Source organism: Lentzea sp. NPDC102401 (genome assembly GCF_044765805.1).
GTDB lineage: Bacteria > Actinomycetota > Actinomycetes > Mycobacteriales > Pseudonocardiaceae > Lentzea > Lentzea sokolovensis.
This window is the reverse complement of the sequence record NZ_JBIWKS010000003.1, coordinates 42,976-55,756: the sequence shown is the minus strand read 5'-3', so window position 1 is coordinate 55,756 and position 12,781 is coordinate 42,976. Positions and strand designations below refer to the sequence as shown.

Genomic DNA, 12,781 nt, shown 5'->3' with positions numbered 1-12,781 from the left:
TACACGGCTGTCATTGTGTAACCCGTTTTGTCTGGTCCGGGCACGTGTGGCGCGTTGAACGGGCGCAGTTGCGCGCTCAGCGGTCCGATCAGTGAGCTGGGTCACGCGTTTCACCTGGTCAGGTACTCTGCGCCACCGTGACCGATCCTCTCGCTCCGCTGCTTTCCTTGCCCGGCGTGGCCGACGCCGCGAACGCCGCCAAGGACGCCGTCTTCCAGGTGCACCGCCATCGGGTGAACCTGCGTGGCTGGGCCACGACGGCGGCGGAGGCGTCCGTCCGTGCGGCCCGTGCGTCGGCGGCGCTGGAGGGCGGGCCGACCGAGATCCCGGAGTCCGGCGAGGTCTCGGATCCGGTGCTGGCGGGGTCCTTGCGGATCGCCGAGGCGCTGGGCGGGCTCGTCGGCACCTGGCAGCGCGCGCCGTTGCAGGCCCTCGCGCGGTTGCACGTTCTCGCCGCCGCGGACCTGTCCGCCGAAGTCGGACGGCCGCGCGTCTCCGCCGACGTCTCGCAGCGGCTCGACATGCTCGGCACGCTGGTCACCGGCGGAACGTCCGTGCCGGCCCCGATCGTCGTCGCCGTCGTGCACGGCGAACTGCTCGGGCTGGCGCCGTTCGACGTCGCCAACGGCGTGATCGCCCGTGCCGCGGCTCGGATGACGTCGATCTCCACCGGCCTGGATCCCAAGGGACTCGGCGTGCCCGAGGTGGCGTGCCTGCGGCGTTCGTCCGAGTACGAGGCCGCCTCGGTGGCGTTCGCGTCGGGGTCCCTGGAGGGCCTGACCCAGTGGATCCTGTTCGTGTGCTCGTCGCTGGAGGCGGGCGCCCGCGAGGCCAAGAGCATCGCGGACGCCGCACTCACCGGGTGATCTCGGCGAGAGTTTCCGCGGCTTTGACCGCGTCCTCGTCCGTCACGTAGAGAGGGGCGAACCCGAACCGGAGGATGTCCGGCGGCCGGTGGTCGCCGATCACTCCGCGCGCGATCAGTTCGTCCATGACGTTCCTGGCGTCGGGGCAGCGCACCGAGATCTGGTTGCCTCGCTGGTCGGGCGTGATCACCTCGAGGTTCGTGAGCTTCTCGACGTGCTCGCGGAACAACGCGGTCAGCGCCAGGCCTCGCTGCCGCAGTTCGGCCAGGTCGACGTCGTCCCAGACGTCCAGAGCGGCGTCGAGCGCGAGCATCGACAGGATGTCCGGCGTGCCGACGCGTGCCCTGGCGATGCCGGCGTCCGGTTCGTAGGACGGCTTCATGCCGAACGGTTCGCGGTGGCCGTTCCAGCCCGACAACGGGTTCTCGAACGTCGCCTGCCGGTGCTTCGGCACGTAGATGAACGCGGGCGAGCCCGGTCCGCCGTTGAGGAACTTGTAGGTGCAGCCGATCGCGAAGTCGACCTGGAGCGCGTCCAGTTCGATCGGCAGCACGCCCGCGCTGTGGCAGAGGTCCCAGACCACCTGTGCACCAACGGCGTGCGCCTGCTCGGTGAGCGCCTGCATGTCGTGCAGCGCGCCGGTGCGGTAGTCGACCTGGTTGAGCAACACGACGGCGGTGTCCCCGGTCAGGTCCAAAGAGGACGGATGCGCGGCGCGGATCTTCAGTCCGGTCAGCGAGGCCACCGACTGCGCGATGTAGCCGTCGGTGGGAAACGTCGACTCGTCGCACACGATCTCGGTGCGTTCGGTGCCCTTCACCGCGCCCATCAACGCCTTGTAGACGTTGACCGACGTCGAGTCGCCGACCACGACCTGTCCGGGAGCGGCCCCGATCAGCCGGCCGACGCGGTCGCCGACCCGTTGCGGCGCCTCCCACCAGCCTTCACTCCACGACCGGATCAGCCGCGTGCCCCATTGGTGCTTCACGACCTCCTGCATGCGCTCGGCGACGTGCTTCGGCGGTGCGCCAAGGGAGTTGCCGTCGAGGTAGATGACGCCTTCGGGGATGTCGAACAGCTCGCGCCTCACACGTAACTCCTCGCGGTCCACAGCTCGGGGAACACCGCTCGTTGGGTGCGCTTCTCCAGCCATGCAACACCAGCGGAGCCGCCCGTGCCGACCTTGGAGCCCATCGAACGCCGGGTCGCGAGCAGGTGGTCGTAGCGCCAGCGCGCGAACTCCTCGGCGATGTCGGTCAGCGCCTCGCCCAGCTCCAGCAGGTCGCGGTCGTTGCCGCGGTAGATCGCCGCCCACACCTGCTCGACCTCGGCCGACGGCTCGTAGGCCTTGGTCAGGTCGCGGTCCAGCACGCTCTGCGGGACGTCGAAACCCTTGCGCTTCAACGCCGCCAGCACGTCGTCGTAGAGCGAGGGCAGGGCCAGCGACTTCTCCAACTGCTCGTGCATCGCGGGAACGGCCCGGTGCGGCACGAGCATCGACGCGGACTTCTCGCCGAGCAGGAACTCCATCTCGCGGTACATGCCCGACTGGAAGCCGGACCCCTCGCCGAGCGCGTCGCGGAACGAGTTGAACTCGGTCGGCGTCATCCGCGCGATCGGCCGCCAGGCCGCGGAGAGCGCCTGGAGGTGCAGGTCGGAACGCCGGAGCGTGCGCACGGCCGCACGCACGTCGTCGGCGCGAAGCTCGGTCTGGGCCTGCCTCCACTCGAAGCAGAGCAGGCCGAAGTACAGCTCCATCACCTGCGTGATGACCAGGAACGACATCTCGCGGGGATCTTTGGACCACTGCTGTTGAAGGGTGTGCAACACCGACGCGTGCACGTAGTCCTCGTACGGCGTGGTGCCGCCGAAATCCAGCTTGGGGGACACGGGGCAGCTCATGCGTCAATCGTCGCCGGAACGGCCCGTCACCTGAATGGACGATGAAAGGCGTTCGCGCCGAACTTCTTCCAAATGCAAAACAGATCGCCAGGTAGCTTTGCATTCATGTTGGACGAGGTGGACAAGGCCCTGTTGGAGGCGCTCCAAGAGGATGCGCGCCTGTCGTACAACGAGCTCGCACGCCGAGTCCACGTCTCGCCGCCGACGGTCGCGCAACGGGTCCGCCGGCTGGAGAACATGGGCGCGATCACCGGCTATCGCGCCGTGGTCGACCCCACCGTCGTCGGACGTCCGGTCGTCGCGTTGGTGCGCATGAAGTGCTACGGCCCACGGTGCATCACGGTGCACCCGCAGTTGCTCGACGACTGCCCGGAGGTGGTCGAGGTCGTGCGGCTGACCGGCGACATCTGCTCGGTCGTGAAGGTCGTGACGACGTCGATCCTGGAGCTGGAACGGCTGCTGGTGCGGCTCGCGAGTCATGGGGAGACGTCGAGCGCGATGGTGCTGTCGACGCCGATTCCATGGCGCCCGGTGTTGCCCGGATAGCTTGCGTCTGCGGGTGCGTCGCAGCTGCGTTGTGAAGTCTGGTGGTCAGCCCCCGGGAGGGTGGGGCACTGCCCTCCGCTAGCTTTCAACCTGCCGGTCGCGGCGCGCGCTGCGCCACGACCAGGAAGCTCGAGACGCTCGCTCGATTCACCGTCCGTCGGGGACCTCGTCGTTCAACCCACCGGCCCGGTTCTGCTCAGCCTGGGGCAGAAGTGAGGAGCTCGTCGATGCTGTCCCCGAAGTCCGCCGAACTGGTCGAGGCCACGCTGCCCGCGGTCGGCGCCACCATCGGCGAGATCAGCAGGCTGTTCTACGCCCGCATGTTCGCCGAGCACCCGATCCTGCTGCGGTTCATGTTCAACCGCGGCAACCAGGCCAACGGCACGCAGGCTCAGGCGCTGGCGGGGTCGATCGCGGTGTTCGCGTCCGGACTGCTCGCCGGGCAGCAGCCGGAGGCGATGCTGCGCCGCATCGCGCACAAGCACGTCTCGGTCGGCGTCACCTCCGGCCAGTACGCGGTCGTGCACGAGCATCTGCTCGCGGCCGTCGCCGAGGTCCTGAACGTCACGCCGGACATCGCGGCGGCCTGGAGCGAGGTCTACTGGCTGATGGCCGACGCGCTGATGGCCCTGGAGCGGTTCCTGCCCAGGGGTCAGCAGGAGTACCGGGTGATCGCGCGGTTCCAGGAGACCGACGAGGTGGCGACGTTCGTGGTCAGGCCGGTCACCGGTCCGGTGCCCGCGAGCAAACCCGGCCAGTACGTGTCGGTGCACGTCCCACTGCCCGACGGTGCCCGGCAGATCCGCCAGTACAGCCTCTCCGGACGGACCGACGACGCGCTGCAGTTCTCGGTGAAGCGCGACGGCGAGGTGTCCAACCGCCTGCACGACTTCGCGCCGGTGGGCAGCATCCTGAAGCTCAGTCAGCCCTGCGGGGACGTGACGCTCGAACCCGGTGACGGCCCGGTGCTGCTCGCGTCGGCGGGGATCGGCTGCACGCCGATGATCTCGATGCTCGCCGAGCTGGCTGCCGCGGACTCACGGCGGCAGGTGGTCGCGGTGCACGGTGACCGGGACCAGCTCTCACACCCGTTCCGCGCCGAGCTCGCCCAGCTCGTGGCCAAGCTGCAGGACGCGCGGGCGCACGTCTTCTACGAGCGGCCGATCGGGGAGTGGCCGGCCGGGCGGACCGGGCTGGTCGACCTCGGCGGCATCGAGATCCCGCCGAACACGACCGCGTACCTGTGCGGGCCGGTGCCGTTCCTGCGCGCGGTGCGGGCCCAGTTGCTCGCGGCGGGTGTCACCGACATCCACTACGAGGTGTTCGGGCCGGACGTCGTGTCAGCCGGCTAGCCGGTCCAGTGCGTTGCGGACGTGGCCCAAACTGGCGTCCAGGGCGGCGGCCGCACGGTCGGTCGGTGCGCCCGAGAGCAGGTGCACCAACGCCACCTTGAGGTCGCCGGACGCGTCCGCCAGCGCCCGTTCGCACGCCGTCTCGGGCTGGCCGGTGGCCTCGTGCAGGATGCGGATCGTCCGGCCGCGCAGCTTCGCGTTGGTGGCGCGCATGCTGACCATCAGGTTCGAGTAGGTGCGGCCGAGCTTGATCATCACCGCGCTGGAGAACGAGGTCAGCACCAGCTTCTGGGCCGATCCCGCCTTCATCCGCGTGGAGCCGGCGATGGCCTCGGGGCCGGTGTTCAGCGTGACGAGGACGTCCGGGGTGAACGGCACCGACGCGTTGTTCGACACCAGCACCGTGTGGGCGCCAAGCGCTTGCGCCTCCTGCAGGGCGCCGATCACGAACGGCGTGCGTCCGGATGCCGTCACGCCCACGACCAGGTCTTTTTCGGTGGCGTGGCGGCGGATCTGGGCTGCTCCGGAGTGGTCCTCGACCTCTTCGACGGCACGGACGAGGGCTTCCGGACCGCCGGCGTGGTGGGCGACGAACCAGTCGGCAGGGGCGTTGAACGTGGGCACCAGCTCGGCGGCGTCCAGCGTGGCCAGCCGGCCGGACGTGCCCGCGCCGACGTAGTGCACGCGGCCGCCGGACATGATCGCCGTGACGCCGAGGTCGACCGCGCGGGCCAGGTCCGGCAGCGCCTCCGCGACCGCCGCCGGGACCGTGCGGTCCTCGTCGTTGATCATGCGCAGCACGTCGATCGTGGGCACCCGGTCGATGTCCGTGGTGCGCGGGTTCCGTTGCTCGGTCGGAGATTCCACGCGCACCACCACACCGTTCCGGGGGGAGATCATTTAGACGTCTCCCGCGGCCGTCGCCTGCCGTCTGGTCTGGCGCCGAGCCGGTGGCCGGACACCGCTTCGTAGGTCGCCTCCAGCGCCGTCTTCGCCGAGTCCACGTGGTGCTGGGCGACGCCGATGAACAGGCAGTCGATCACCGTGAGCTGCGCGATGCGGCTCGCCATCGCGCCGGAGCGGAACGTGGTCTCGCGCGCGGCCGTGGTCAGCACGTGGTCGGCGACCTCGGTGATCGGCGAGCGCGGGAAGTTCGTCAGCGCGACGGTGGTGGCGCCGGTCTCGCGGGCGACGCGGAGGGCCTCGACGGTCTCCGAGGTCGAGCCGGTGTGCGAGATGCCCACGGCGACGTCGGCGGCGGTCAGCACGGCGGCCGACGTCAGCGCGATGTGCGTGTCGTTCCACGCGAAGCACGTGAGACCTATGCGGTGCAGCTTCTGCTGCATGTCGAACGCGACGAACGCCGAGGCGCCGAAGCCGTACACGTCGACACGACGGGCGCCCGCGACCGCCTGGACGACCTTGTCGAGCGACTCGATGTCGAGCTGCTCCGCGGTCTCCTCGACGGCGCGGGCGTCGGCGAACGCGACCTTGCCGACGACCTGCTTCAGGTCGTCGCCCGGTCCGATGTCGCCACCCATGTCGTGGTTGGCCCTGGCCTGGCTGCGGGCGGTGTCGGCGGCGAGCGCGATGCGCAGCTCCGGATATCCACCCACGCCGATGGCCTTGCAGAACCGCGTCACCGTCGTCTCACTCGTGCCCGCCTGCTCGGCGACCTCGGTGATGCTGCGGTGCGCGACAGTTCCGGGGTTCTCCAGGACCACCTTCGCGACGCGCTGTTCAGCGCGCGCGAGACCCGGCAGCAACGACCGGATCTTCACCAGTGGACTGGACTCGGCACTGCTATCAGTGGACACGTGGGAAACTTACTAACCGCCACTGCGACGGTCAACGGAGTGTGTCCGAAAGTCACTCTCTCGGCAGGTCCTAGTGGATGTCCGGCACCTTTCGGGTGGAAACCGCGATCCGGTTCCACGAGTTGATGGTGAAGATCAGCGCGATGAGCTGGGCGAGTTCCTCCTCGCCGAAGTGCTTCGCGGCGCGCTCGTAGACCTCGTCGCTGACGTACTCGTGGCTGCTCAGGACGGTGATGGCTTCGGTGAGGCGCAGTGCCGCCTTCTCCTTCTCGGTGTAGAGGTCGCCTGCTTCCTCCCACGCGTTGAGCAGGTAGATGCGGGCCTCGGACTCACCGCCCTTGCGGGCGTCGACGGTGTGCATGTTGAGGCAGTAGGCGCAGTGGTTGAGCTGGGAGGCGCGGATGCGGACGAGCTCGGCGAGCTGCTCGTCGAGACCTTCGCGTGCGGCGGCGTCGAGGGCGATCATGGCGCGGTAGACCTTCGGTGCCTTCTTGGCGAGGTCGATGCGGTTCGTCATGGCTAAAACCTATGGCGCTGATTGGCCCTGGGCATGGTGCAATCTGATCGTGGAATCGTGGGCCAATCTTGACTTCCACCTGGACCTGTCCGGTTCGGGTGGACTGCGGCACCGGTTGACGGCGTCGCTGCGGGAAGCGGTCCGGTCGGCGCGCCTGCCTCCCGGGACTCGCCTGCCGGCTTCGCGGTCACTCGCCCTTGACCTCGGGATCGCGCGGAACACCGTCGCCGAGGCGTACGCGGAGCTGGTGGCTGAGGGCTGGCTGACCGCCCGTCAGGGATCGGGAACCGTTGTCGCGCAACGGGTCGCGCCGCCGCCCCCGGTGAAGCGGCCGGTCGCCGAGCCGGAGGTGAGGTTCGACCTGACGGTGTCCACGCCCGACGTCACCGAGTTCCCGCGCGCCGAGTGGATCCGGTCGACCCGCCGGGCGTTGACGGCGGCGCCCTCGGAGGCGTTCGGGCCGGGGGACCCGCAGGGGCGCATCGAATTGCGGACGGCGCTGGCCGAGTACCTGGCGCGGGCCCGCGGAGTGCGGGCCGATCCCGAACGGATCGTGGTGTGCTCGGGGTTCGGCGGCGCCGTGCAGATGTTCAACCGGCTGCTGAAACCGCCGATCGTCGTCGAGGAGTACGGGCTGGACTTCCACCGTTCGCTGTGGAAGTCGACAGTGCCGTTGGCAGTGGACGACCACGGCGCGAACACCGAGCAGTTGCCCGACAACCGGCACGCGTGTGTGTTGACGCCGGCGCACCAGTTCCCGTTGGGCGGTCCCTTGCACCCACGACGGCGCGCATCGGCCGTGGAGTGGGCACGGCGCGTGGACGGCCTTGTGCTGGAAGACGATTACGACGGCGAGTTCCGCTACGACCGGCAGCCGGTCGGGGCCGTGCAGGGTCTGGATCCGGAGCACGTCGTCTACCTGGGCACGTCCAGCAAGGCGTTGTCACCGGCGTTGCGGATCGCCTGGATGGTGCTGCCGGACCGGTTCGTGGACCCGATCCTGGCGCTGAAGACCGACCGTGAGCAGCACATCAGCATGCTCGACCAGTTGATCCTGGCCGATTTCCTGGAATGCGGCGCCTACGACAGCCATGTGCGGCGGATGCGGCTCAAGTACCAACGGCGGCGTGACCGGCTGGTGGAGGCCGTCTCGCCGTACGCGTCGGTGTCGGGCATCGCGGCGGGAATGCATGCCGTGCTCGACACACCGCATGAAGAGGTGATCGTGCAAACCGCGCGGCAACGTGGGATCGAGGTCAGCCCTCTCTCGTGGTTCCGGCACGAGCTGAGCGACGACGACCGGACGGGAATCGTGCTGAGCTTTGGAGCGCCCGCGTTTCCACGGGCGCTCCCGCTGTTCACCGAGGTGTTAGCGGCGTGCCACTGACCAGCCCTCAGCTGTGACGTCGCCACGGGCGTGCACGTAGACGCCTCGGCCGTTGTACAGGCCGGCCTTGGTGTAGACGAACCTCGTCTTCACGGATTCCGTTGGCACCCAACGGCGGCCGGTCGTCGTGATGGTGCGGGCGTCCTGCCAGTCCGTGCCGTTCCAGTGCTGGACGGTCAGCTTGTCGCCCTTGTCGACGTCCACGAAGACCTCGACCGGACGTTCCGCGGTGAGGGCGCCGCCGGAAGTCGTTGCGCGCCATTGCTTTCCGCGCGACTGGACCGCGAGCGCGTTGGCCAGGCCGTCGGCGACGACCCTCCGCGCGGGGTTCACGCTGCCCCAGTCACGGCTCGGGTGCACGCGGTTGGTCAGCAGGATCGCGATCGACCGCGAGGCCTTGTCGATCACGAACGACGTGCCGGTGTAGCCGGTGTGGCCCGCCGTTCCCGGACCGCTCAGGCCGCCCATGTACCAGCGCTGGTCGAGCTCGAAGCCGAGGCCGTGGGCGTTGTCGGGGAACTGCTGGTTGAAGTTCGTCAGCATCAGCTCGACGGAGTGCTCGGTCAGGATGCGGCGGCCGTCGTAAGTGCCGCCGTTGAGGATCGTCTGGCCGAGGACCGCGAGATCCTTGGCCGTGCCGAAGACACCGGCGTGGCCTGCTACTCCTCCGAGGGACCACGCGTTCTCGTCGTGCACCTCGCCGCGGACGATGCCGCGTGGCGGTGCGGATTGGAACTCCGTCGCGGCCGTGCGGTCCGTGGCCTTCGGGTTGTAGCCGGTGTCCTTCATGTTGAGCGGCTTGGTGATGCCGTCCCGGACGGCCTGGTCGAGCTTCTTGCCGCTGACCTTGAAGACCAGCTCGCCGAGCGTGATCAGGTTCAGGTCCGAGTAGACGTACGTGGTGCCGGGCGTGGACTTCGGCTTCACGTCCATCACGGCCTTGATGCGTGACGGGATGTCCGGGTACTTCTGCCACAACGGGATGAACGGTTCGAGGCCGCTCGTGTGTGTGAGGAGTTGCTTGACGGTGATGTTCTCTTTGCCGTTCACGCCGAACTCGGGCAGGTAGGTGGCGACGCGTTCGTCGATGCCGACGCGACCCTGCTCGACCTGCTGGATCACCGCGATCGAGGTGAAGAGCTTGGAGATGGAGGCGAAGTCGAAGATCGTGTCCTTGCGCATCGGGACGCGTTCGTCTTCCGGCAGCTGGGTTTGCTGGTCCTTGTAGAGGACCGCGTAGCCCGTGCGGTCGTGCGTGACGATCTTGCCGTCGTGCACGTACATCGTGACGGCGCCGGCGAACAGCGGCTTGCCGTTGGCCTGGGGCTTCTGGAACTCGCGGAGCTGGTGCAGGGCCGCGTTGATCGGCTCGGGGTCGAGGTTCGCCCAATACGGGTTCGACTCGCGCAGCGTCGTCCAGCGGTTCGCGAATCCGTCCTGGGGCTGGTCGAAGTGGCCGGGTAGTGCCGTCGTCACGAGTGCGACGGCCAGGGCAGGGATGAGCATGGCGTCCTCACCGGTAGCGCAGGTAGGGCAGGCGGGTGCGGCGGAACTGCTGCAGCTCCTGCTGCCACGCTCCGGTGATCTCGTCCAGGGGAGCCTGGGCGTCGATCATCCCGCGGAGCCGGTCGGAGCCGCTGAGCTTGTCGATCCAGTTGTCGGGCCGCCACGCGAACACGCCGGGGTACAACGACTTCGCGGTGATCAGCATCGCGACGGCGGTCTTGATGGCGTCGAACCGTGCCGCGTCGGTGACGTGCAGGGTGACACCGCCGCAGGTCTTGCCCTGGAACTTGTTGAACGTCGGCGAGAAGTAGGTCTCCCGGAACCTGATTCCCTTGAGGTTCAGGGCGTTCAGCGCCTCGGCCCACCGCCAGTCGACGCCGGGCGCTCCGACCGTTTCGAACGGGCGGGTGGTGCCTCGGCCCTCGGACAGCACCGTGCCCTCGAACAGGCACGTGCCGGGGTAGACCAGCGCGGTGTCCTGGGTGGGCATGTTCGGGCTCGGCGGGACCCACGGCAGGCCGGTGTCGAGCTGGTCGCGCCGCCAGTTCCTGACGTTGACCACTTCGAGTTTCGTGGTGAGGTCGAACTCGCCCTTGAACAGGCGGGCGAGTTCGCCGACCGTCATGCCGTGCTGCTGGACGATCGGCTTCAGACCGACGAAGGTCGCGTAGGCCGGGTCGAGCTGCGGGCCGTTCGCGCTGCCACCGATCGGGTTCGGGCGGTCGAGGACGATGAAGTCCAGGTCCTTGGCCGCTTCCATCGCCTGGTACAGCGACCAGATGTAGGTGTAGAAGCGCGCGCCCACGTCCGCGATGTCGAACACGACCGTGTCGATGCCCGCCTTCGTGAACATCGCCTGGATCTTCGCGGGGGTGGCCTGGTACGTGTCGTACACCGGGATACCGGTGCGCGGGTCCGCGTAGTCGCCTTCGGAACCGCCTGCCTGAGCCGTGCCGCGGAAGCCGTGTTCGGGGCCGAAGACGGCGGTCGGCTTGGCGCCGTGGGCGACCATCGAGTCGACGACGTGGGTCTGGTCCTTGAGGATGCCCGTCGGGTTCGTGAGCACGCCGACCTTGCGGCCCTTGAGCTTGCGCCAGCCGTCGCTCGCGAGTTGTTCGGAGGCGGTGGCGAGCTTCGCGGACGCGCCGGCGGTCGCGGTGCTGACGAGGGGGACGGACAGGGCGCTTGCCGCGAGGAAGCTCCGCCTTCTCACCAGGTCACTCCGTGTCCGAACGGGTAGGGGGTCGGGCCGGGCACGTCGACCGGGAGCTTGCCCTGCGGCTTGGCCTCGCCGAGCAGGATCCTGGCCAGCGCCTCCATCGAGACCGTCGTGGTCGAGTAGGTGGCGAGCCACGTCTTCGCGTTGCTGTGGGCCACGTCGTACGGGTTGCCGGTGGCGGCCGCGATGACCGGTTTGCCGGTGGCGACGAGCTGGTTGATCAGGTCGACCTGGGCGGGCCTGGTGCTCGCGTTGTTGGTCAGCACGACGATCTTGTCCGCGTTGGCCGCCGCTGCGAGCGCCTGCTGGATCTGCGCGGGCGTCGGGCTCGTCGCGGTGACGACCTTGGTGCCCTTGAGCCGCGTTGCCAGTGCTGTCGTGGGGGCGTCGCTGGTGCCGACGACCAGGGGAGCGGTGGCGTTCAGGGGGATCGCCTGGGCGTCGTTGCGGACGGCCGTGATCGTGCGGTCGGCGATGGCCTGGGCGCTCTGCGCGTTGGAACCGACGATCTGGTCGACCTTGTTCTCGTCGACCTCGGCGGTGAGCATGACGCCGCGCAGGAGCTTCATCTTCAGGATGCGCAGGACGCTCTGGTCGATGCGCTGCTCGGTGATCTCACCGCTGCGGACGGCCTTGATGACGCTGTCGATCGCCAGGCCGAGGTTCGGCGGCATCAGCAGCTGGTCGACGCCCGCCTTGATGGCCAGCACCGGGATCTCGGCGTCGGAGTGGAGCTTGCGGACGCCTGCCATCTCCAGCGAGTCGGTGATGACGACGCCGTCGTAGCGCAGCTCGTCGCGCAGCAGACCGGTGATGATCTTCGGGCTGAGCGTGGCCGGGTCGCCGGACGGGTCGATCTGCGGCACCTGGATGTGCGCGGTCATGATCGAGTCGATCTTGGCGGCGATGGCGGCCTTGAACGGCGGCGCGTCGATCTGGCGCCACTGGTCGAGGCTGCGGTTCGAGACCGGCAGGGCGGTGTGGCTGTCCTCGGACGTGTCGCCGTGGCCGGGGAAGTGCTTGGCGGTCGAGGTGACCGAGCTCAGGTCGAACCAGCGGCGGCCCTCGTAACCCTGGACCTGCGCTTGGACCATGTCCGCCGCGAGCTTCGGGTCGCTGCTGAAGCTCCGCACGCCGATGATCGGGTTCGCCGGGTTGGAGTTCACGTCGGCGTCCGGGGCGAAGTTCTGGTTGATGCCCATCGCGCGGAGCTCTTGGCCGGTGATGCGCGCGGCCTCTTCCGCGTCCTTCGTGCTGCGGCCGGCGCCGAGAGCCATGTTGCCCGGCAACTGGGTGGCCGGCGGGCCGATGCGCGTGACGAGACCCATCTCCTGGTCGGTGGAGATGAGCAGCGGGATGCGGCTGGCCTTCTGCAGGCCGTTGGAGAGCTGCGCGATCTGCTTGGGGGTGTCGATGTTGTCGCGGCTCGAGTTGTTGAAGTAGATGACGCCGCCGGGCTGGTACTTGCGCACCATGTCCGCGGCCGTCGCCACTCCGAAGTCCGTCTGGTTCTTGGGGTGCGGGACGTCGGCGGCCTGGCCGTTGACGTACGTGACGAAGAGCTGGCCGACCTTCTGTTCCAGCGACATCCCGCGCAGTGTGGTCACGGAGGCGTCCGCTCTCGCCACCGGCGTGAGGGCGACCATGGCTGTGACCAGCGTCAACGCGG

12 protein-coding genes are annotated in these 12,781 nt (G+C 68.7%); 4 read left to right on the top strand and 8 right to left on the bottom strand.

Annotation, left to right across the window (positions count from 1 at the left end; genetic code table 11):
• Positions 1-137 precede the first annotated feature (137 nt).
• Positions 138-866: an oxidoreductase gene (locus tag ACIRG5_RS10780; protein WP_319976049.1), complete on the top strand. Its 729-nt coding sequence runs from the start codon at positions 138-140 to the stop codon at positions 864-866.
• On the opposite strand, the gene kynU is transcribed toward ACIRG5_RS10780, so the two are convergent.
• Both kynU and ACIRG5_RS10770 read right to left on the bottom strand, forming a co-directional pair.
• Positions 856-1,956 (bottom strand): kynureninase, encoded by a 1,101-nt coding sequence (kynU, locus tag ACIRG5_RS10775; RefSeq protein ID WP_402903288.1) that lies wholly within the window; start codon positions 1,954-1,956, stop codon positions 856-858. The genes ACIRG5_RS10780 and kynU overlap by 11 nt on opposite strands.
• Positions 1,953-2,768, bottom strand: coding sequence for a tryptophan 2,3-dioxygenase (locus ACIRG5_RS10770; protein WP_093594369.1), 816 nt, complete (start codon positions 2,766-2,768; stop codon positions 1,953-1,955). Before ACIRG5_RS10770 ends, kynU begins: the two co-directional genes overlap by 4 nt.
• Positions 2,769-2,873: 105 nt before the next feature.
• Between ACIRG5_RS10770 and ACIRG5_RS10765 the strand changes: the two genes are divergently transcribed.
• Together ACIRG5_RS10765 and ACIRG5_RS10760 are read left to right on the top strand one after the other, a co-directional pair.
• On the top strand, positions 2,874-3,314 hold the full coding sequence (locus ACIRG5_RS10765) for an Lrp/AsnC family transcriptional regulator (RefSeq protein WP_218164492.1): 441 nt from the start codon (positions 2,874-2,876) through the stop codon (positions 3,312-3,314).
• Between the two features lie 227 nt (positions 3,315-3,541).
• Positions 3,542-4,666 (top strand): globin domain-containing protein, encoded by a 1,125-nt coding sequence (locus ACIRG5_RS10760; RefSeq protein ID WP_402903285.1) that lies wholly within the window; start codon positions 3,542-3,544, stop codon positions 4,664-4,666.
• Here ACIRG5_RS10760 and ACIRG5_RS10755 read toward each other — a convergent pair.
• The 3 genes from ACIRG5_RS10755 to ACIRG5_RS10745 form a co-directional block, all read right to left on the bottom strand.
• Positions 4,655-5,566 carry an N-acetylmuramic acid 6-phosphate etherase gene (locus ACIRG5_RS10755; protein WP_402903282.1) on the bottom strand — a complete coding sequence of 304 codons (912 nt, stop codon included), beginning with the start codon at positions 5,564-5,566 and terminating at the stop codon, positions 4,655-4,657. The two genes, ACIRG5_RS10760 and ACIRG5_RS10755, sit on opposite strands and share 12 nt — an antisense overlap.
• Positions 5,563-6,447, bottom strand: a complete 885-nt coding sequence (locus ACIRG5_RS10750) for a MurR/RpiR family transcriptional regulator (protein WP_402904877.1) — start codon at positions 6,445-6,447, stop codon at positions 5,563-5,565. The genes ACIRG5_RS10755 and ACIRG5_RS10750 overlap by 4 nt, the downstream gene beginning before the upstream one ends.
• A 106-nt stretch (positions 6,448-6,553) precedes the next feature.
• Positions 6,554-7,000 carry a carboxymuconolactone decarboxylase family protein gene (locus tag ACIRG5_RS10745; protein ID WP_402903279.1) on the bottom strand — a complete coding sequence of 149 codons (447 nt, stop codon included), beginning with the start codon at positions 6,998-7,000 and terminating at the stop codon, positions 6,554-6,556.
• Between the two features lie 49 nt (positions 7,001-7,049).
• Here ACIRG5_RS10745 and ACIRG5_RS10740 point away from each other — a divergent pair, with 49 nt between their 5' ends.
• The gene (locus ACIRG5_RS10740; RefSeq protein WP_402903276.1) at positions 7,050-8,387 is read left to right on the top strand and encodes a PLP-dependent aminotransferase family protein; all 1,338 of its coding nucleotides are present in this window, start codon (positions 7,050-7,052) and stop codon (positions 8,385-8,387) included.
• Here ACIRG5_RS10740 and ACIRG5_RS10735 read toward each other — a convergent pair.
• The 3 genes from ACIRG5_RS10735 to ACIRG5_RS10725 are packed head-to-tail and all read right to left on the bottom strand — an operon-like array spanning position 8,370 to position 12,758.
• Entirely contained in the window at positions 8,370-9,893 is a 1,524-nt protein-coding gene (locus ACIRG5_RS10735; protein WP_402903273.1) for a serine hydrolase domain-containing protein, read from the bottom strand. The genes ACIRG5_RS10740 and ACIRG5_RS10735 overlap by 18 nt on opposite strands.
• A 7-nt stretch (positions 9,894-9,900) precedes the next feature.
• A complete protein-coding gene (locus tag ACIRG5_RS10730; protein ID WP_402903271.1) occupies positions 9,901-11,106 on the bottom strand; it encodes an exo-beta-N-acetylmuramidase NamZ domain-containing protein in 1,206 nt (401 codons plus the stop codon).
• On the bottom strand, positions 11,103-12,758 hold the full coding sequence (locus tag ACIRG5_RS10725; RefSeq protein ID WP_402904875.1) for a glycoside hydrolase family 3 N-terminal domain-containing protein: 1,656 nt from the start codon (positions 12,756-12,758) through the stop codon (positions 11,103-11,105). Before ACIRG5_RS10725 ends, ACIRG5_RS10730 begins: the two co-directional genes overlap by 4 nt.
• Between the last annotated feature and the right edge of the window lie 23 nt (positions 12,759-12,781).